Raw genomic sequence first — 19,463 nt, forward strand, 5'->3', positions numbered from 1 at the left:
TAGAGTCTGTGTAGGGGCGATCGGTTCAACGCTCGTCGTCGTGGAGGGACGAAGGGTGACGACAGAGCGGCAACACCGTGATGTCCATGTAGGGAAAGAGCGGCAGGCGCATGAGGGTGTCGTGCAGCGTGGCGTGGTCGGGCACGTCGAAGATGCTGACGTTGGCGTACTGGCCGGCGATGCGCCACAGGTGGCGCCACACACCCTCGCGCTGGAGCTGCTGGGCGAGGGCCTTCTCGCGGGCCTTGAGGTCGGCCGCCACTTCGGTGGGCAGGTCGGCCGGCAGGCGCACAGTCATCTGGACGTGATACAGCATGGTTCAGACCTTGGTGGAAGGCGCGGTCACGCGGATGGAGGTGTGCGTGCGGTCGCGCCGGTAGTGGGCGAGCTTGTCTTCGTCGATCTGCAGGCCCAGGCCGGGGCCGGTGGGCAGGTGCAGTTCGAAGTCGCGGAAGACAGGGCGTTCGACGACGATGTCGTCCTTCAGCAGCAGGGGGCCGAAGAGCTCGGTGCCCCAGGCCAGCTGCGGGCAGGTGGCAAAGGTGTGGGCGGCGGCCACGCTGCCGAGGCTGCCTTCGAGCAGGGTGCCACCGTACAGTCCGATGCCCGCGGCGTCGGCCACGGCCGCGGCACGCAGGGTTTCGCCGGGGCCGCCGGCCTTGGACAGCTTCAGCGCAAACACATCGGCGGCGGCGTTGCGGGCCAGCTCGAAGGCATCGATCGCGTCGTTGAAACCTTCGTCCGCCATGATCGGCACGTCGAAGCGGGCGCTCAGTCGCGCCAGGGCGCCGCGGTGACGGCGCGAGACGGGCTGTTCGATGAGGCCCACGCCCGCGGCTTCGAGGGCGGCGATGGCGCGGGTGGCTTCGGCCTCGTCCCAGGCCTGGTTGGCGTCCACGGTGATCAGCACCTCGTCGCCGAGCGCCCGCTTGATGGCGGCCACGTGGGCCACGTCAGCGGCTACGTCTCGGCGGCCCACCTTGAGCTTGAAGACCTTGTGGCGGCGCTGCTCGATGAGCGCCAGGGCCTCGTCGATGTCGCGTGTGCTGTCGCCGCTGGCCAGGGTCCACAGCACCGGCAGCGTCGCTCGCACGGCGCCGCCGAGCAGCGCATGCACGGGCAGGCCGCGGCGCCGGCCCTCGGCGTCGAGCAGGGCCGTCTCGATCGCCGACTTCGCCAACGACTGGCCCTGGACCGAACGCACGAGCCAGGCCATCGCGGCATTCACGTTGGTGGCGTCCAGGCCGATCAGCAGCGGGGCGAGGTAGGTGTCGATCGCGAGCTTGACGCCTTCGGGGCTTTGATCGCCATAGGCCAGGCCGCCGATGCTGGTGGCTTCCCCCACGCCTTCGTGCCCGTCGCTGCAGCGCAGGCGCACGATCACCAGGGTCTGCCGGTGCATCACCGTCATCGCCAGCTTGTGGGCGCGGATGGTGGGCAGGTCGACCAGAAGGGTTTCGACGGCGGTGACGGTGATCGCGGGCTTCATGCATTCATCTTGGTTGCCACGGCGCCTCGCGTCCAATATCGTTTGTGTCCTGCGCGATACCCAGGAGGTATGGATGGAACTGCGACACCTGCGCTATTTCGAGGCCGTGGCCCGCGAGATGAGCTTCAGCCGTGCGGCTGAGCGGCTGCACATCGCGCAGCCGCCCTTGAGCCGCCAGATCCGTCAGCTCGAAGACGAGCTGGGCGCGCAACTGATCGACCGCCAGGCGCGCCCTCTGCAGCTCACACCGGCCGGGCGCTTTTTCTACGAGCAGGTGGTACAGCTGCTCGGGCGCGTGAAGGAAGCGGCCGAGGCCACGCGCCGCATCGCCGAGGGCGAACGGACCTGGTTCGGCATCGGCTTCGTGCCCTCCACGCTGTATGGTTTCCTGCCCGACCTGATCCGGCGCTTTCGCAGCGGATTGCAGGGGGTGGAGGTGGGGCTGTCGGAGCTGACCACGCTGCAGCAGGCCGAGGCCCTCAAGGCCGGGCGCATCGACGTGGGCTTCGGCCGGCTGGTGCTGGACGACCCGGCCCTGCACGGCGAGGTGGTGCTGCAGGAGGCCCTGGTGGCGGCCCTGCCCTCGCGCCACAAGCTGCTGGGGCAGGCCCGCGTGAGCCTGGCGCGCCTGGCCGACGAGCCGCTGGTGCTCTACCCGGCGAGGCCACGGCCCAGCTATGCCGACCACGTGCTCGAGATCTTCCGCACCCGCTCGCTGTCACCCAAGGTGGCCTTCGAGGCCAACGAGATGCAGACGGCCATCGGCCTGGTGGCGGCCGGTGCCGGCGTGGCCCTGGTGCCCGAGTCGGTGCAGCGCCTGCACCGCGACGACGTGAGCTACCGGCCGCTCAGTGATGCGGGCGTGAGCTCACCGGTGATCATGAACTGCCGGGCCGACGATCGCTCGCCCTTGCTGGCGCGGCTGCGCGCGCAGCTGCGTACACAGGCGCGGGCCCAGGAGCGCCGGCGCTCCTAGCGCACCTTCAGGCGCCTCGTCGAGGAAGCGCGCCTCCGGCACGGTGTCGGACCACGCGCAGGAGTCCAGGCGGGCCAGGGCCCCCGCCGGCCGGTGGCGTCCCGGGGCCCGCAGGGGCCAGCCGGCGATGCGGGACAGTTCCTGCCACAGCGGGGGTGATTGCATGACAACTCCTTGATTCGGCAGCGTTGGTTGGCGGTGACGGCAGTGTCCGGCGTCCGGGACGGGCTGTCGTCAGGACGCGGTCCGGTTTCGGTCAGGCGAGTGTGGACGCCCCGTATGACACAGGCATGCGTACCATCTGCACCCATGGACGCCCCGCTGCGCTTCGGCCCCTTCGAACTCGACATCGCCAACGTCCGCCTGGTGCGGGACGGCCAGCCGGTCAGCCTGCCGCCCAAGGCCTTTGCCCTGCTGGCCTGCCTGGCCGCCCGCCCCGGCCAGCTCGTCAGCAAGGACGAGCTGCTCGATGCCGTCTGGGGCCGTCGCTTCGTCAGCGAGGGGGTCATCAAGACGGTGGTGAGCGAGTTGCGCGCCGCCCTGGACGACGACCCGCGCCAGCCCCGGTGGATCGAGACCGTGGCCCGACGCGGCTACCGTTTCGTCGGTGGCGCGGCCGCCGGGGTGGCGCAGGCACCCACCGGTGCACCAGCGGGCCTGATCGGCCGGGAGGCGGAACTGAGCGCGCTGCATTCGGCCTGGAAGGCAGCGCAGACGGGCCAGCGCCGCTTCATGTTGGTGGCGGGCGAGCCGGGCGTGGGCAAGAGCGCCCTGCTGGCGGCCTTCGTGGCCGGCATCGAGCAGGGTCGTGTGGTGTCGGGCCAGTGTGTGGAGGCCTATGGCAGTGATGAGCCTTACCTGCCGGTGCTGGAAGCCCTGGGCCAGATGTGTGCCGCCGAGCCGGACCTCGTGCCCACCTTGCGCCGCTTTGCACCCACCTGGCTCGTGCAACTGCCCTGGCACCTCACCGAGGCCGACCGCGCCACGCTGCAGCGCGAGGTGACCGGCGCCACGCAGGACCGCATGCTGCGCGAGGCCGGCGCCCTGCTCGACCACCTGGGCCAGGACCAGCCCCTGCTGCTGGTGCTGGAAGACCTGCACTGGGCCGACCCGGCCACGGTGCGATTGCTCGACGTGCTGGCGCGCCGCCGCGCCCCGGCCCGGCTGATGATCGTCTGCAGCTTCCGGCCAGCCGACGTGGCCATTGCCGACCACCCCTTCGGCGACCTGCGGCGCGAGCTGCGCCTGCACCGCCTGGTGGACGAGGTGGTGCTCGAAGGCCTGGATCCGCCCCGCCTGGCCGCGCTGCTGGATCAGCGCTTCGGCCCGCCCGCGCTGCCCCCGACCTTCGTGCAGGCCCTGCACCAGCACACCGAAGGCCTGCCGCTGTTTGTGCTGGGGGTGCTCGACGAACTGGTGGCCGACAGCGCGCTGGTGCCGCGCGAGGAAGGCGGCTGGCGTCTGGCGGGCGACCCGACCGCGCCCCTGCCGGTGCCGGCCAGCCTGGCCGGTGTGATCGAGAAGCAGTTCATGCGCCTGCCGCCCGAGGTGCGCGCCCTGCTGGAAACCGCCGCGCTGGCGGCACCCGAGTTCCAGCACCTGCAGCTTGCCGAGGCCATGGGCCTGCCGGCGGACACCGTGCGCGAGCGGCTGGAGGGCCTGCTGCGCCGGCAGATCTGGCTGCGCGCTGCCGGAGCAAAAGAACTGCCCGACGGCCGCTGGGCGCTGGGCTGCACCTTCGAGCATGCGCTGATCCGCCACACCCTGGCGCGCCGTGTGGGCCCGTCGCTGCGGGTGGAGCGCCACCGCCGCCTGGCCGATGCGCTGGAAGCGGCCTGGGGCGCGCGGGTGGGGGAGATCGCCACCGAGTTGGCGATGCACGCCGAGCAGGGCCATGAGCCCCTGCGCGCCGCGCGCTACTGCGCCCTGGCGGCACGCAACGCCCTGCAGCGCCGCGCCGCGCGGGAAGCGCTGGCCATGGCGCGGCGGGGCCTCGACCTGATCGAGCCGCTGGACGCCGCCGCGCGCCGCGAGGCCGAACTGCCCCTGCTGGCGCTGCGCCTGACCGCCACCATGCTCACCGAAGGCCTGTCGTCGCCTGCGGCCCGCCCGCTGGTGGCCCAGGCGCTGGCCCTGGTGCAGGACCTGCCCGTCACACCCGACACCGCTGCGCTGTGGCACGTGGCCCTGCTGGTGCACGTGACCGGCCGCCTGCCGGGCACGGGGGACCTGGCGCAGCGCTTCTTCGAGCGCGCCCAGGCCGGCGGCGATGCGCAGTGCCGCGCGGCGGCCCACAACATGGTGGGCGCGAACCGGCTGCACGAAGGCCACCTCACCGACAGCATTGCGCAGTTCGAAGCCTCGCTGGCCCTGGCCGAGGGCTCACCACCACCGGCCGCGCCCATCCTGCTGCGCGACCCGCGCATCGAGGCCCTGTCCTATCTGTGCCTCACCGAAACCGTGGCCGGGCGCTTTGCACGTGCGCGCGAGCGCAGCGCGGCGCTGGACGCCTTCATCGCCGCCGGCACCGACCTCATCAGCGAGGGCCTGGGCCGCTGGTTCCAGGTCTATGCGCACGTCTACCGTCGCGACGCGGCGGCGCTCAAGCCCGTCAGCGAACACATCGTGGCCTTGCTGGAAGCGCGCGGCGCTTCGCCCGCCCTGCAGCCGCACCGCATGGCCCTGGGCTGGGCGCGCGCCCAGCTCGGGGAAGCCGCCGAGGGGGCGGCCCTGGCCGCCGACGCCCTGGCCCGCTACCGCGCCCAGGGCAGCCGCCAGGGGCTGGTGGGCCTGTGCGCGATGGTGGGCGAGGCCCTGCGCCTGGCGGGTGATCGAGAGGCCGCACTTGCCTGTGTGCGCGACGGCGAGGCCGCGGCCGCCGAGCTGGGCGACGCCTATGCCCGGTCGACCCTGATGCGGCTGGCGGCCGACCTGGCGCTGGACGCCGACCCGGACGATGACCACGCCGAAGCCGTGCTGCAGGAAGCGGCGGCCCTGGCCAGCCGTCAGGCAGCGGTGCTGATCGAAGCGGGGGTGTGGGTGAGGCTGGCTCCCCTGATGGCCGGGCGCGGGCGCCGCGAGGCGGCCCGCGAAAGCGTGACACGGCTGATGGCGCGCGCCGAACCGGCGGATGACGCCCCGGTGCTCAGGGACCTGCGCGCCTGGCTGGCCGGCGCCTGATCCGGCTCAGACCACGCCGCTCAGGCCCTCGGGGGAACGCCAGGCCGGCGGCGGCTCCTCGGTGGCGGCCTCCACCAGCACCTGGGCCTGTTCGTGCACCAGGCAGGCCAGCAGGGCCGGACCATTGTCGAAGTCGTGCCGGCGTCCGCTGCTCACATGCTCCAGCCGCCCGCTCAGGCCGCCAGGCGAGCGCGGGTCGGGCAGATGGAGCTTGATCACGTAGACGCAATCGGACGGGCGGGGGGCGGCGGCGGTGTTCATGGACGATCCTGGCAGCGAGTCTGGCCACCAGTCTCTCGCGCCAGGGCCGCCGCTGTCGTCAGGGCCCGGTCCGGTTTCGGTCAGGCCGCCTCACTTCGCCGTGGGCATCACGAACTCGGCGCCCTTGGCCGTGCTCTCGGGCCAGCGCTGCATCACCGACTTCTGCTTGGTGTAGAAGCGCACGCCTTCCTCGCCGTAGGCGTGGGTGTCGCCGAAGAGCGAGCGCTTCCAGCCCCCGAAGCCGTGCCAGGCCATGGGCACGGGGATGGGCACGTTGATGCCCACCATGCCCACCTGGATGCGCCGCGCGAACTCGCGCGCGACGTTGCCGTCGCGGGTGTAGCAGGCCACGCCGTTGCCATATTCGTGGGCGTTGACCAGGTCCACCGCCTCGGCGAAGTCCTTCACGCGCACGCAGCCCAGCACCGGGCCGAAGATCTCTTCCTGGTAGATCTTCATCTGTGGCGTCACGTGGTCGAAGAGCGTGCCACCCAGCCAGTAGCCGTTCTCGTGGCCCGGCACCTTGAAGCCGCGGCCGTCCACGACGAGCTTCGCCCCTTCGCTCACACCGTGGGCGATGTAGCCCTCGATGCGCTCCAGCGCCTGCTTCGTGACGATGGGGCCCATCTCGGCATCGAGCTCCATGCCATTCTTGATCTTGAGCTGCTTCGCGCGTTCGGCCAGCTTGGGCACGATCTTGTCGGCCACATCGCCCACCAGCACCGCCACACTGATGGCCATGCAGCGCTCGCCGGCCGAGCCGTAGGCGGCGCCGACCAGCGCGTCCACGGCCTGGTCGAGGTCGGCGTCGGGCATCACCACCATGTGATTCTTCGCGCCGCCCAGCGCCTGCACGCGCTTGCCGTGGTGGGCACCGGTCTCGTAGATGTATTGCGCGATCGGCGTGGAGCCCACGAAGCTCAAGGCCTTCACGTCCGGGTGGGTGAGCAGGGTGTCCACGGCCAGCTTGTCGCCCTGCACCACGTTGAACACGCCATCGGGCAGCCCCGCCTGCTGGAGCAGCTCGGCCATGAAGAGCGAGGGCGAGGGGTCGCGTTCGCTGGGCTTGAGCACGAAGCTGTTGCCGCAGGCGATCGCCACCGGGAACATCCAGCACGGCACCATGCAGGGGAAGTTGAAGGGCGTGATGCCCGCCACAACGCCCAGCGGCTGGCGCATCGTCCAGTTGTCGATGCCGGTGGACACCTGCTCGGTGTAGTCGCCCTTGAGCAGCTGCGGGATGCCGCAGGCGAACTCCACGATCTCGATGCCGCGCGTGACCTCGCCCTGTGCGTCGGTGAAGACCTTGCCGTGCTCGGCCGTGATCATCGCGGCCAGGGTGTCGCGGTGCTGGTTGAGCAGGTCGAGGAACTTGAACAGCACGCGCGCGCGGCGGATGGGCGGGGTGTCGGCCCAGGCCGGGAAGGCGGCCTTCGCAGCCGTCACGGCGGCGTTCACGTCCTCGGCGCTGGCCAGCACCACCTCGCGGGCCACTGCCCCCGTGGCCGGCTGGTACACCGGCTGGGCGCGCGTGCTCGTGCCGGGTGTGGCACGGCCGCCGATCCAATGGGCCACGGTGGCGGACAGGTTCAGGTCGGGGGCGCCCATGGCGGTCTCCTGGTGAAGGGAATGCACCCAGTCTAGGACGCCCGGCCGGCCGATCCAAGCGCCAACGCGTGACTACATTGTTCGCCATGGTGAACAATGGGCAGGCCGAATCCGGAGACCGTCATGCAAGCCGACCGCATCGAGGCCCTGTGGGGCCATGTCCATGCTCTGGGGGAACTGGCCCGGCAGGGCCGCTACACCGCCGCCGCCCAGCGCCTGGGCATCTCGAAGGCCGCGATGAGCCAGCGCATTGCCGAGCTCGAGCGGGCCGCCGGCGTGCCGCTGGTGCAGCGCACCACCCGCTCGGTGCGCCTCACCGAAGCCGGCCAGCAACTGGTGGAGCGCACGCGCGAGGCCTATGCCGAGATCGAGCGCAGCTTTGCCGACGTGCGCGATCTGGCGGGCGAGCCGCGCGGGCGCCTGCGGGTGACGGTGCCGGTGGCCCTGGGACGCCAGCAGATCGTGCCCCACCTGCCGGACTTCCTGCGCCGCCATCCCAAGGTGCGGCTCGAACTCGACCTGGCCGACCGCCTGGTGCCGCTGGCCCAGGAGGGCTTCGACCTGGCCATCCGCCACACCGCGGCCCCGCCCGAAACCCATGTGGCCTGGACGCTGTGCCCCACGCGCTCTTACCTGGTGGCCAGCCGCGCCTACCTGCGCCGGCGCGGCACACCCAAGCATCCCCAGGAACTGGCCGGCCACGACGCCCTGAGCTACCCGCGCGCGGGCGACACGCCGAGCTGGTCCTTCGAAGGCCCGGGTGGCGAACGGGTGACCGTGCCCCTGCACGGGCCGCTGGCAGCCAACAACAGCGAGGTGCTGCGCGAGGCCGCCCTGGCCGGCCTGGGCCTGGCCGTGCTGCCCGACTTCAGCGCCCAGACGGCGCTGCGCACCGGTCGGCTGGTGGAGGTGCTGCCCGCGTGGCGGCCGGTGGGCGCCTTTGGCGACCACCTCTACGCCATCCGTCCCTACAGCCCCGTGGTGCCGCGCGCGGTGCAGGCCCTGGTGGCCTATTTGCGCGAGGCGCTGGCGCGCGGCTTTGCGCCTTGAACAAAAAAACGCCCACCGCAAAGGGTGGGCGATGAAGTCCAATGAAGGACGTCGTTGGGAGACTGTGATGCTCGATCTGCCGCGTGGGCACCTTCAGGGCGCGCTGTGGACTGCGGCGGATCTCATGTTGGTGTCAAACCCCGTGTGACAGCTCGAAACTCACTGTACTGCGGTGCAGGCGCCGCCCCTATCCCTCTGACGGGGGATGACGGCCAAACGGAGGCTGTCAGCGGCTCAACGGTCATCGCGGGGCGTGGTGGCTATCATCTTGACCGCGATCAAGCCTGCGATGGCGGCTTGGTGACATGCTGAAGCCCCTTTCCCTGGAGACCCCGCCATGAAGATTCTCGTTGCCGCGGACGGCAGTACCTACACCAAACGCATGCTGGGCTATCTCGCCGCCCACGATGAATTGTTTGGCGGTGCCCATGACTACACCGTGCTGACGGCCGTGCCGGCGGTGCCCCCGCGCGCTGCGGCCGTCATCGACAAGGCCACCCTGGCCGAGTACTACGCCGACGAGGGTGAGAAGGTGCTCAAGCCGGTGCGCACCTTCTTCGAGAAGCAGGGACTGAAGGCCAAGACCCAGCACAAGGTGGGGCACCCCGGTGAAGTGATCGCCAAGGCGGCCAGTGCCGGCAAGTTTGATCTGGTGGTGATGGGCTCGCACGGCCACGGCACCCTGGGCAACCTGGTGATGGGGTCGGTGGCGACCTACGTCATCGCCCACTGCAAGACGCCCGTCCTGCTGGTGCGCTGAGGCGCCCCCGGCCCCGGGGACATCGTGTCCTCAGTGGGCCGGCCCACGCAGGCCGTCGAAGCAGGTGGACAGCAGGTACTGGATGATCTGCTCGTCGGTGTGCTGCCCACCGGCTTTGAGGAAGCCCAGCACCGGGTCACAGGCCCGGGCAAACAGGGTGTAGAGCACCACCTCGGGCGGGAGCCCGGGGTTGAGGTCGCCGGCGCTCTGGGCTGCCACGATCCACTCGCCCAGCCGGTCGCTGAGCGTGATCAGGCGGTCCATGTACTCGCGATTGCCGATCAAGGCCTGGCGCAGCGTGGAATTCTGGGAGGGCAGCGACGGCATCTCGCCGGCCAGTTGCACCTCCATCGTCCAGCGGGCCACAGCGCGCAGTTTGTCCACCGGTGACCGCGTTGCATCCGCCGCCAGCGGTGCCGTGAAATCGAGGGCCCGCTGAAGCACCCGGATCATCGCCGCCGCCGCCAGTTCTTCCTTCGACGTGAAGTGCTTGTAGAGGCTCGCCTTGGCGATGCCCACATCGGCGGCGACCTCATCGACCGTCATCACGTCGAAGCCCTTCTCGGCGAGCAGCCGATTGACCGAGGTGACGATGGCGTCCTCGCGGGCGCGCAGGACTTGTTCCTTGAATGAGATCCGGGCCATGGCGCCCATTGTAAACCCGGCTGGCACAAACCTGACGGAGGGGTCAAAAACAAACTGTTTCGTCTAATGAAATACGAAACAGTTGAAAAAATAAACTGAGCAGTTATATTTCTGCCCATCCGGTCACCGAAGCAATGCAGGTCATGACTTCGGACCCGGACGGGAGGGGCATCCGGATTCGTTTCAGGAGAACCCCAATGTCTCGATGGCTCAAAAGCATGCTCGTGGCCTCTTCGGTGGCCTTCCTTGCCGCCTGTGGCGGTGGTGACGATGACGACGATGCCGTGGCATCGCAGAACATCGTCCAGATCGCGCAGGGCAACCCTGCGTTCAGCACCCTCGTTGCGGCCGTCGTGAAGGCCGACCTCGTGGATGCGCTGTCCGGCGACACCCAGCTGACCGTCTTTGCCCCGACCAACGAGGCCTTCGACGCCGCGGCACAGGCCATCGGCCTGGCCGATGGCACGGCCCTGGTGGAGACGCTGCCCGCCGACGCGCTGGGCAAGATCCTCACCTACCACGTGGTGGCGGGCGACAACCCCTCCACGTCGCTGACGGCCGGCACCCTGCCAACGCTCTATACCTTCGAGGACAGCGCCGCCACCCTCGGTCTCAGCCTGACCGGCGGGGTGATCCTCACGGACGCCCTGGGGACCACGGCCAACGTCACCACGCCCGACATCGACGCCAGCAACGGCGTGATCCACGTCATCGACAAGGTGCTGGTGCCCCCCGGCGTGCTCGACATCGTGCAGATGGCGCGGCTCAACCCGACGTTCTCGACCCTGGTCGCGGCTGTCGAGGAAGCCGACCTGGTCGCCACGCTGTCGGGCACGGGCCCCTTCACGGTGTTCGCCCCGACCAACGACGCCTTTGCCGCGGCGCTGGCCGAGCTGGACCTGACGGCCGAGCAACTGCTGGCCTCGCCGGACCTCGCCGCCATCCTGACCTACCACGTGGTGGGCGGTGATCTGCGGGCGGCCGACGTGGTGGCCCTCGTCAGCGGTGGCGCGGCCGACGTGACGACCGTCCAGGGCGACACCTTCAATGTGAGCCCCGCCCTGGTCATTACAGACGGTCGTGCGCGCACGGCCAACCTCGTCGCCACCGACGTGGTGGCCAGCAATGGGGTGATCCATGTGATCGATGCGGTCATTCTGCCGCCCGTTGCCCCCTGAGTCCCGTTCCCTTCAACCAAGGAGTCTTTCCATGAAGAAACTGCTGATCGCCACCGCCCTGAGCCTCGGCCTGAGCGCCGCCGCCTGGGCCAAGGACATCGTCGACACCGCCGTCTCGGCCGGCTCGTTCAAGACCCTGGTCGCCGCTGTCCAGGCCGCGGGCCTGGTCGACACCCTGAAGGGCCCCGGCCCGTTCACGGTGTTCGCCCCCACCGACGAGGCCTTCGCCAAGATCCCCAAGGCCCAGCTCGACGCGCTGCTGGCCGACAAGGCCAAGCTGACGGCCGTGCTGACCTACCACGTCGTGCCGGGCAAGGTCATGGCCGCTGACGTCAAGGCCGGCAAGGTCAAGACCGTGCAGGGCCAGGAACTGACCATCGGCACGATGGGGGGTGTGACGGTGAACAACGCCCGCGTGACGGCCACGGATGTGACCGCGAGCAATGGTGTGATCCATGTGATCGACACCGTGGTGCTGCCGCAGTAAACCTCAGGGCAACACGCGGGGCAGCCTGGCGCTGCCCTTCAAGGACCGGCCCGCCACGAGCGGGCCGTTTCCGTTCTCAGACGCCGTAGTGACTGAACACGTCCTCGACACGACGCCCCAGGGAGTCGTCGTCGCCGCGGCCGTGGTAGGCCGGCGCCGGGACGGTGCCGCCCAGGCAGGCCTCAAGGCCCAGCTCGGTGCCGAGGTCGGCCGGGTCGGGTTGGTAGGCCGGCGCCGCAGGCGTCGGGGGCTGGGTCCAGGGGGGCAGCGAGAAGCGGGCCATGATGCACCTTCTTTCGGGCACCGCCACGTGGCCGTGCCTTGTCTCATGCATCGGCAGTTTGCGCCTGCGCTGAAGTCCGCGATATCCCGAGTTGGAGGGGGATGTGGCGCCTATTGCACGTTCGTGCCCCCTTGGTCGCGGGGTGGGACGCTCAGGGCTCGATCGCCGGGGCCGGCGACGGCCCTTCCGGGTGCTCCGCCTGCACGCCGGCACGCCCGCTCTCCACGGCATAGACCGCTTGCGTGTGCAGCCGTGCCTCGGCGGCCACCGGGAAGCGTGTGGCGCGGAACTCGGCGCGGGCGTGCTGGGCATCCAGGCTCAGCAGCACGTAGCCGCGCTCGTCCGAGCGTGCGTGCTTCAGGTCGGGATTGCTCGAGCGCACCAGGCCCTGCGCATAGCCCGGCAGGCCCCGGGTGGTGATCGACGTCGTGACGAACTCGCTTGCCACCACCGGTGAGCGCGACTCGTTCGGGATCACGCGCAGGTCGGCGGCCACATGGCGATGCACGTCGCCGCCCAGGGCGATGACGTTGCCGATGCGGGCCTCGGCGATGCCCGCCAGCAGCCGCTCGCGCGCCGCCGGGTAGCCGTCCCAGGCATCGGTGAAGAGTCGCCGGCCCAAGGGGGTGGCCACGCTCCACGGACTGATCTGGCTGCCCTGGCCGAGCAGCTTCCAGTGCCGCAGGCTGTGGGCCAGCCCCCGCTGCAGCCAGGCCTCCTGCTCGAAGCCGAGCATGGTGCGCTGCGGGTCCATCAGCTCGGCGCAGGCGCCGCTGATGCGTCCACCAACGGGGCGCTCGGCGCTCGGGCAGGCATGGGGCGAGCGGAACTGCCGCCCGTCCAGGGTCCACAGCTCGGCCAGCCGGCCCCAGGTGTAGCGGTGGTGGATGCGCATGTCCGGCCCCTGGGGTGCCATCCAGGGCGCCAGTGGCAGGTGTTCGAAATAGGCCTGGTAGGCCGCCGCACGCAGGGCCAGGAAGGCCTGCGGGTCCCGGTGCAGCGGGCCGCGATCGGCTGCGTAATCGTTCTCGACCTCGTGGTCGTCCCAGGTCAGGATCCAGGGGTGGGCGGCATGGGCCGCCCGCAGGTCGGGATCGAGCTTGTACTGGGCGTGATGGCGTCGGAATCCGGCCAGCGTGGTGGGGCGGGGGCCATGACGGCGCAGCCGGAAGTCGGGGTTGCTGGTCTCGTAGAGGTAGTCGCCCACGAAGAGCACGACGTCCAGGTCCTGGCGGGCGATCTCGCGGTGCGCGACGAAGTGCCCCTGCTCGTAATGCTGGCAGGAGGCGAGCGCAAGGCGCAGCAGGCCCACCTCGGCATCGTCGGGCGGGGCCGTGCGCGTGCGGCCCACCGGGCTGGTGGCACCGCCGCAGTGGAAGCGGTAGTGGTAGACCCGTCCTGGCGGCAGGCCCTTCACGTCCACGTGCACGGCATGCGCCCGCTCGGGGCCGGTCCACACCTCGCCGCGCTGGCGCACCTGGCCGAAGTGTTCGTCGTCGGCGAGCTCCCACTGCAGCTTGACGGCCACGGGCGGCATGCCCCCGCCGGTCTCCAGGGGCTGTGGCGCCAGGCGCGTCCACAGCACCACACCGTCGGGCCGCGGCATGCCGCTGGCCACACCCAGCGTGAACGGGTCGTCGGTGAAGCGTGGGGCCTCGGGCCGTGCCAAGACCGGGGCGGCCAGGCGGGCCAGGGCCAGGGCGGCGCCGGCCCGGGCGAGTTGCTGCAAAGTGGCGCGGCGGTCGAGCATGGGCGCGATGTTGCCTCAGACCGGGGCTTGCAGTACCTGACGCGCACCCGCCACGAGGGCCTGGCCGATGCGGTCGAGCAGGCTGGCCCGCGCCACCGGGCGGCGTTCGTCGCCCAGCCGCCACTGGTGCCAGTGCAAGGCAATGGGCAGCCGCACGTCCGGGTGCAGCACCTGCAGTTCCCCACGTTCGACGTGGGGCCGCACCTGCAGTTCCGGGGCCACGCCCACCCCCCAGCCCATCACGGCCGCGCGCACATAGGCGTCGGACGAGGGCACGAAGCGCTCGCGCAACCGAGGCGACCGCACCCCAAAGGCCCGGCTCACCCACTGGGCCTGCATGTCGTCCTTGCGGTTGAACACCAGGAAGGGGGTCTCGGCAAAGTTGCGCCGGTGCAGACCGTTGGGCAGCTCACGGTCGAGGAAGGCCGGGCTGGCCACGGCCACATAGGGCATCACGCCCAGCGGTGTGACGCGGCAGCCCTGCAGGGCCTCGCGCACGGTGCTCACACAGCCCAGCACCGCGCCCTGGCGCAGCCAGTCGTGGGTGAAGTCCTGGTCGTCCACCACCAGCTCCAGCGACACGCCTTCATGGACCAGGGCGTCAAGGGCCGGCGGCACCCAGGTCGCCAGGCTGTCGGCGTTCACGGCGATCGGCAGCCGGTCGTCACCCCCGCCGGCCGCGTCGAGCTCGCGCGCCACGTCGGCACGCAGGGCCTGCCATTGACGGGCGAAGCGCAGCAGCACCTTGCCCGATTCGGTCAGACGCAGGGGCCGCGAACGCACCACCACCGGCTGGCCGAGCTGGGCCTCCAGGGCGCGCAGCCGCTGCGAGACGGCCGACTGGGTGATGGCCAGCCGCGCGGCGGCGCGCTCGAAGCTGCCTTCGTCCACCAGGGCGGCCAGGCATTCCAGGGCGGCGGGATCGAGGTCTTTCATAAGTACTGCTAATGTAATCGGAACAATATTCATCCGACTTCACGACGGGGCCGGCCCTGCCCACAATCCCGCCAAGGAGCGGCGCCCGCCATGCGTGCGCCCTGGAATCCAAGGAGTCGATCATGCGAGTCATCGTTCTGGGCGCCGGCATCGTGGGCATCAGCACCGCCTGGTACCTGCTCGAGGAGGGCCACGAGGTCACCGTGATCGACCGCCAGCCCGATGCCGCGCTGGAAACCAGCTTTGCCAACGGCGCGCAGATCTCGGTGAGCTTCTGCGAGCCCTGGGCCAGCGCCGGCGCGCCGCTGAAGGTGCTGAAGTGGCTGGCGCGCGACGACTCGCCGCTGCTCTTCCGTCCCAGGCTCGACCCGCACCAGTGGCTGTGGGGCCTGAGCTTCCTCACCCAGTGCACCGACGCCGCCTTCGAGCGCAACGTGCGCCAGCTCGTGGCGCTGGGCCGCTACAGCCATGAGTCGCTGAAGTCGCTGGTGGCCGACACCGGTATCCAGTACGAGCGCCTGGAGCGCGGCATCCTGCACTTCTTCTCCAGCCAGAAGGACTTCGAGGACGGCGCGGCCGGTGCCGAGCTGATGCGCAAGTACGGCGTGGACCGCCGCGTGCTCAGCCGCGAGGAGGTCCTGAAGATCGAGCCGGCGCTGGCGGCCTACGGCCCCGGCATCCATGGCGGCACCTACACGCCCAGCGATGAATCGGGCGATGCGCGCGTCTTCACGCAGCAACTCGCGCGCCGCTGTGCCGAGCGCGGCGCCACCTTCCTGTACGAGCACGACATCCTGGGCCTGGACGTCGCCGGCGGTCAGGTCAGCGGTGTGCGTGTGGGCGACATGCGCGGCGGCCAGCGCCGCACGCTGGTGGCCGACGCCTACGTGGCCGCGATGGGCTCCTACACCGCGCCGCTGCTGCGCCCGCTGGGCGTGTCGCTCAACATCTACCCCGCCAAGGGCTACTCGGCCACGCTGCGCCTGAAGCAGCCCGAACGCGCCAGCACCGTGAGCCTGCTCGACGACGGCCGCAAGATCGCCATCTCACGCCTGGGCGACTGCGTGCGCATCGCCGGCACGGCCGAACTGGCCGGCTTCGACACCCGCCTGGACACGCCCACCGCGAAGGTGCGCTGCCAGTCGCTGCTCACGCGCTACGAACAGCTCTTCCCCGGCGTGGCCGACCTGAGCGAGCCCAACTTCTGGACCGGCCTGCGCCCCAGCACGCCCACCAACATCCCCTACATCGGCCGCACCCGCCTGGGCAGGCTGTGGGTGAATGCCGGTCACGGCACGCTGGGCTGGACCCACGGGGCCGGCTCGGGCCGCGCCCTGGCCGAGCTCATGAGCGGCAAGCGTCCGGCGCTGGACTTCGGCTTCTGCGGACCGCAGGTCAGCAGTACAAAGTCCGCCCGCTTGCGCCGCGCCACGGCCTGATCACCGCGGCGCCGGTGTGCGGCTGCGCTGCCGGGCCTGCCCGGCCTCGACGATGCGCTCGCGCATCCACACATGGGCCGGATGACGGTCATGCCGCTGGTGCCACAGCACTTCCACGTGCACCCCCTGCAGGGCCAGCGGGATGGGCTGGATCGCGAGCTCCTCCTCGAAGCCCGTGGCGGGCAGGAACTCGTAGGGCAGCACGGTGAGCAGGTCTGAGCCCGTGACCACCCGCCCGGCGGTGAAGAACTGGTTGACGGTGAGCACCACACGCCGCGTGCGGCCCAGCGCGGCCAGGGCTTCGTCCACGAAACCATGCGCCCGGCCCGAGAAGCTCACCAACAGGTGGTGTGCCTCGCAGAAGCGGTCGAGCGTGAGCTCGCCCTCGGCCAGCGCATGGCCCTTGCGCATCACGCACACGTAGTGCCCGTCATACAGCCGCTGGTGATGGATGGTGGCCTGCCCACCTTCGGCCTCCAGCGCGGCCACGGCCTGGGGAAAGTAGCCGATCGCGAAATCGGCCTCGCCGCGCTCCAGCCAGGGGCGGGGGTCGCGGGTGGTGAGCGGCAGCACCCGCACATTGGTCAGGGCCTGGGTGGACTCGATGGCCTGCACCAGGGCCGGCAGCAAGGTGGCGGCTGTGGCGTCGGCCATCGCCAGGCGGAAGGTGGCCTCCTGGGTGCGCGGGTCGAAGCCGCGCGGCTCGATGGCCTCGCGCAGGCGCTCGAGGGCCGCGCGCACCTCGGGCCACAGGGCCTCGGCCTTCGGCGTGGGCTTCACGCCAAAGGCGGTGCGGGTGACGAGGTCGTCGCCCAGGGCCTCGCGCAGCCGGCGCAGGGCGTTGCTGACGGCCGGCTGCGTCATGGCCAGGCGTTCGGCGGCGCGCGTCAGGTTCTGCTCGGCCATGACCTGGTCGAACACGCGCAGGAGGTTGAGGTCGAGCGTGCGGAAGTTCACGCCGGCATCATGTCATAACCAACGTGAATGTCTGTGATTCCAACAATCCATTGGCGACATACCTAGGGATTACCCTAGACTTCCTTCCAACACGTCAAGGACGGCGTGTACTGAAAGGAAAACACCATGTCTGCCACCACCATCAAGCTCCCGTCGGCCCCGGTTGTCACCGCCGCTCCGCGCGGTGCGGCTTGGGCGGCCAGCATCTTTGCCTCGGTTGTGAACGGTCTGCGCGCCGTGGGCCGCAACATCGTCGAGCAGCGCCGCCTGTGGGCTGAAACCCGCGCCATCCAGGAGATGCTGCGCCTGGCCGACAGCTATGGCACCAGCCAGCCCGGCTTTGCCGCGGAACTGCGTGCCGCTGCCGCCCGCCTGCAGACCTCGCGCGACGAGTAAGCGCTCACCTGAGGAAGCCTCGCCGGTTGGGCGGGGGCACGAAAAAGCCGCCCGTGGGCGGCTTTTGCCTTTTCGGGACCGGTCGCCTCAGGCCGACAGGCGCTGGGTCAGCCGGTCCTTGGTGTCGACCAGTTCCTGGGGCAGGCGGTGCGAGAGCTGCTCGAACAACTCGTCGTGCAGCTTGAGTTCGTCGCGCCAGGCCTGCAGGTCCAGACTGGTCACCTGCACGTACTGGTCGGTGCTGAAGTCCAGGCCGTCCCAGTGCAGGTCGAGGTAGCGCGGGGTGACGCCGAAGATGTGTTCCTCGCCGCGGCCATGGCCCTCGATGCGGTCGATCATCCACTTCATCACGCGCATGTTCTCGCCAAAGCCGGGCCACACGAAGTTGCCCGCTTCGTCCTTGCGGAACCAGTTGACGGTGTAGATCACAGCTTCTTGCCCAGGTCGAGCCAGTGCTGGAAGTACTCGGCCATGTTGTAGCCGGCAAAGGGCAGCATCGCGAAGGGGTCGCGGCGCACGACGCCTTGCTGGCCGAAGGCCGCAGCGGTGGTTTCCGAGCCCATGGTGGCGGCCATGTACACGCCTTCCACCCAGTTGCGTGCCTCGGTCACCAGCGGCACGGTGGTGCTGCGGCGGCCGCCGAAGATGAAGGCGTCGATGGGCACGCCGGCGGGATCGTCCCAGGCAGGATCGAGTGCGGGGTTGTTGGTGGCCGGCACGGTGAAGCGGGCATTGGGGTGGGCGGCCTTGGCGCCGGTTTCCTTGGCGATCTGGGGCGTCCAGTCCTTGCCTTGCCAGTCGATGGCGTGCTCGGGGGCCGGGCCCATGCCTTCCCACCACACGTCGCCGTCGTCGGTGAGCGCGACGTTGGTGAAGATCACGTTCTCGCGTAGCGAGGCCATGCAGTTGGGGTTGGTCTTCTCGTTTGTGCCCGGGGCCACGCCGAAGTAGCCGGCTTCGGGGTTGATGGCGTACAGGCGGCCATCCGGGCCGGGTTTGATCCAGGCGATGTCGTCGCCGATGGTCGTGACCTTCCAGCCCTCGAAGCCCTTGGGCGGGATGAGCATGGCGAAGTTGGTCTTGCCGCAGGCACTGGGGAAGGCCGCAGCGATGTGGTACTTCTTGCCCTGCGGATTGGTCACGCCCAGGATGAGCATGTGCTCGGCCAGCCAGCCTTGCTCGCGGCCCATCGTGGAGGCGATGCGCAGCGCGAAGCACTTTTTGCCCAGCAGGGCGTTGCCGCCGTAACCCGAGCCATAGCTCCAGATCTCGCGAGTCTCGGGGTAGTGGACGATGTACTTGGTCTTGTTGCACGGCCAGGCCACGTCTTTCTGCCCGGGCTGCAACGGGGCGCCCACGGAGTGCACGCAGGGCACGAACTCGCCGTCGGTGCCCAGCACGTCGTACACGGCCTGGCCCATGCGCGTCATGATGCGCATGTTCACCGCCACATAGGGGCTGTCGGACAGCTCGATGCCGATGTGGGCGATCGGCGAGCCCAGCGGGCCCATCGAGAAGGGCACCACGTACATCGTGCGCCCGCGCATGCAGCCCTTGAACAGGGCGTTCGGCCCGGTTTGCAGCGTGGCGCGCATCTCGTCGGGTGCCATCCAGTTGTTGGTGGGGCCGGCGTCTTCCTTCTTCGGCGTGCAGATGAAGGTGCGGTCTTCCACGCGGGCCACGTCGCTGGGGTCGGTCACGGCCAGGTAGCTGCCGGGACGCTTGGCGGGGTTGAGCTTCTTGAAGGTGCCGGCGTCGACGAGTTCCTGGCACAGCCGGTCGTATTCGGCCTGGCTGCCGTCGCACCAGTAGATGCTGTCGGGTTCGGTGAGGGCGGCGATCTCGGCCACCCAGGCCAGCAGCTTGGCGTTCTTGACGAAGGCGGGGGCATTCAGACGCAGCCCCTGCATCACGGGTTGGTTCATGGTCACTCCAAACATTGAAAGCCGAAAAGCGGGATTTGGAGAACCTCGAACGGGAACAGCCAGGAGATGGACGCGCAGGCTGAGGCGCACGGGGCTCGCCAAATGCCGCAGGGCCAGCCCGCCGGGCCGGGGCGCACGGGCGT

17 protein-coding genes and 1 pseudogene are annotated in these 19,463 nt (G+C 70.1%); 8 read left to right on the top strand and 10 right to left on the bottom strand.

Annotated elements, in window-relative coordinates; all coding sequences use genetic code 11:
* Positions 1 to 25: 25 nt before the first annotated feature.
* Both catC and C1704_RS05000 read right to left on the bottom strand, forming a co-directional pair.
* Positions 26 to 316, bottom strand: coding sequence for a muconolactone Delta-isomerase (gene catC / locus C1704_RS04995; RefSeq protein WP_104301567.1), 291 nt, complete (start codon positions 314 to 316; stop codon positions 26 to 28).
* Positions 317 to 319: 3 nt separating this feature from the next.
* Complete coding sequence (locus C1704_RS05000) at positions 320 to 1,489, bottom strand: muconate/chloromuconate family cycloisomerase (RefSeq protein WP_104301569.1); 1,170 nt, start codon at positions 1,487 to 1,489, stop codon at positions 320 to 322.
* A 73-nt stretch (positions 1,490 to 1,562) separates the two neighbouring features.
* Between C1704_RS05000 and C1704_RS05005 the strand changes: the two genes are divergently transcribed.
* A complete protein-coding gene (locus C1704_RS05005) occupies positions 1,563 to 2,465 on the top strand; it encodes a LysR family transcriptional regulator (RefSeq protein WP_104301571.1) in 903 nt (300 codons plus the stop codon).
* 309 nt (positions 2,466 to 2,774) lie between these two features.
* The gene (locus tag C1704_RS05010) at positions 2,775 to 5,645 is read left to right on the top strand and encodes an AAA family ATPase (protein ID WP_170064627.1); all 2,871 of its coding nucleotides are present in this window, start codon (positions 2,775 to 2,777) and stop codon (positions 5,643 to 5,645) included.
* Positions 5,646 to 5,651: 6 nt separating this feature from the next.
* Here C1704_RS05010 and C1704_RS05015 read toward each other — a convergent pair whose 3' ends face one another.
* Positions 5,652 to 5,906, bottom strand: a complete 255-nt coding sequence (locus C1704_RS05015) for a hypothetical protein (RefSeq protein ID WP_104301575.1) — start codon at positions 5,904 to 5,906, stop codon at positions 5,652 to 5,654.
* Between the two features lie 90 nt (positions 5,907 to 5,996).
* A complete protein-coding gene (locus C1704_RS05020; RefSeq protein WP_104301577.1) occupies positions 5,997 to 7,514 on the bottom strand; it encodes a CoA-acylating methylmalonate-semialdehyde dehydrogenase in 1,518 nt (505 codons plus the stop codon).
* A gap of 123 nt (positions 7,515 to 7,637) precedes the next feature.
* Here C1704_RS05020 and C1704_RS05025 point away from each other — a divergent pair, with 123 nt between their 5' ends.
* A complete protein-coding gene (locus C1704_RS05025) occupies positions 7,638 to 8,564 on the top strand; it encodes a LysR family transcriptional regulator (RefSeq protein WP_104301579.1) in 927 nt (308 codons plus the stop codon).
* A gap of 337 nt (positions 8,565 to 8,901) precedes the next feature.
* On the top strand, positions 8,902 to 9,324 hold the full coding sequence (locus C1704_RS05030) for a universal stress protein (protein WP_104301581.1): 423 nt from the start codon (positions 8,902 to 8,904) through the stop codon (positions 9,322 to 9,324).
* 30 nt (positions 9,325 to 9,354) lie between these two features.
* Here C1704_RS05030 and C1704_RS05035 read toward each other — a convergent pair whose 3' ends face one another.
* Complete coding sequence (locus C1704_RS05035) at positions 9,355 to 9,969, bottom strand: TetR/AcrR family transcriptional regulator (protein ID WP_104301698.1); 615 nt, start codon at positions 9,967 to 9,969, stop codon at positions 9,355 to 9,357.
* Between the two features lie 197 nt (positions 9,970 to 10,166).
* Between C1704_RS05035 and C1704_RS05040 the strand changes: the two genes are divergently transcribed.
* Positions 10,167 to 11,147, top strand: coding sequence for a fasciclin domain-containing protein (locus C1704_RS05040; RefSeq protein ID WP_170064628.1), 981 nt, complete (start codon positions 10,167 to 10,169; stop codon positions 11,145 to 11,147).
* Positions 11,148 to 11,178: 31 nt separating this feature from the next.
* Complete coding sequence (locus C1704_RS05045; RefSeq protein WP_104301585.1) at positions 11,179 to 11,634, top strand: fasciclin domain-containing protein; 456 nt, start codon at positions 11,179 to 11,181, stop codon at positions 11,632 to 11,634.
* Positions 11,635 to 11,710: 76 nt separating this feature from the next.
* On the opposite strand, the gene C1704_RS05050 is transcribed toward C1704_RS05045, so the two are convergent.
* From C1704_RS05050 to C1704_RS05060, 3 genes are all read right to left on the bottom strand, one after another.
* Positions 11,711 to 11,917, bottom strand: a complete 207-nt coding sequence (locus tag C1704_RS05050) for a hypothetical protein (protein WP_104301587.1) — start codon at positions 11,915 to 11,917, stop codon at positions 11,711 to 11,713.
* A gap of 151 nt (positions 11,918 to 12,068) precedes the next feature.
* On the bottom strand, positions 12,069 to 13,667 hold the full coding sequence (locus tag C1704_RS05055) for an alkaline phosphatase D family protein (RefSeq protein WP_245876379.1): 1,599 nt from the start codon (positions 13,665 to 13,667) through the stop codon (positions 12,069 to 12,071).
* A 15-nt stretch (positions 13,668 to 13,682) separates the two neighbouring features.
* Entirely contained in the window at positions 13,683 to 14,603 is a 921-nt protein-coding gene (locus C1704_RS05060; RefSeq protein WP_104301591.1) for a LysR family transcriptional regulator ArgP, read from the bottom strand.
* Between the two features lie 122 nt (positions 14,604 to 14,725).
* On the opposite strand from C1704_RS05060, the gene C1704_RS05065 reads away from it, so the two are divergent.
* Positions 14,726 to 16,042, top strand: a complete 1,317-nt coding sequence (locus tag C1704_RS05065; protein ID WP_104301593.1) for a D-amino acid dehydrogenase — start codon at positions 14,726 to 14,728, stop codon at positions 16,040 to 16,042.
* Here the strand turns inward: C1704_RS05065 and C1704_RS05070 are convergent, their stop codons facing one another.
* Complete coding sequence (locus C1704_RS05070) at positions 16,043 to 16,999, bottom strand: LysR family transcriptional regulator (RefSeq protein ID WP_104301595.1); 957 nt, start codon at positions 16,997 to 16,999, stop codon at positions 16,043 to 16,045.
* 126 nt (positions 17,000 to 17,125) lie between these two features.
* Here C1704_RS05070 and C1704_RS05075 point away from each other — a divergent pair, with 126 nt between their 5' ends.
* Entirely contained in the window at positions 17,126 to 17,395 is a 270-nt protein-coding gene (locus C1704_RS05075) for a hypothetical protein (RefSeq protein WP_104301597.1), read from the top strand.
* Positions 17,396 to 17,482: 87 nt separating this feature from the next.
* Here the strand turns inward: C1704_RS05075 and C1704_RS05080 are convergent.
* Positions 17,483 to 19,320: pseudogene (locus C1704_RS05080) on the bottom strand (phosphoenolpyruvate carboxykinase (GTP)).
* Between the last annotated feature and the right edge of the window lie 143 nt (positions 19,321 to 19,463).

It is taken from the genome of Caldimonas caldifontis, from assembly GCF_002930615.1.
Lineage (GTDB): Bacteria > Pseudomonadota > Gammaproteobacteria > Burkholderiales > Burkholderiaceae_C > Caldimonas > Caldimonas caldifontis.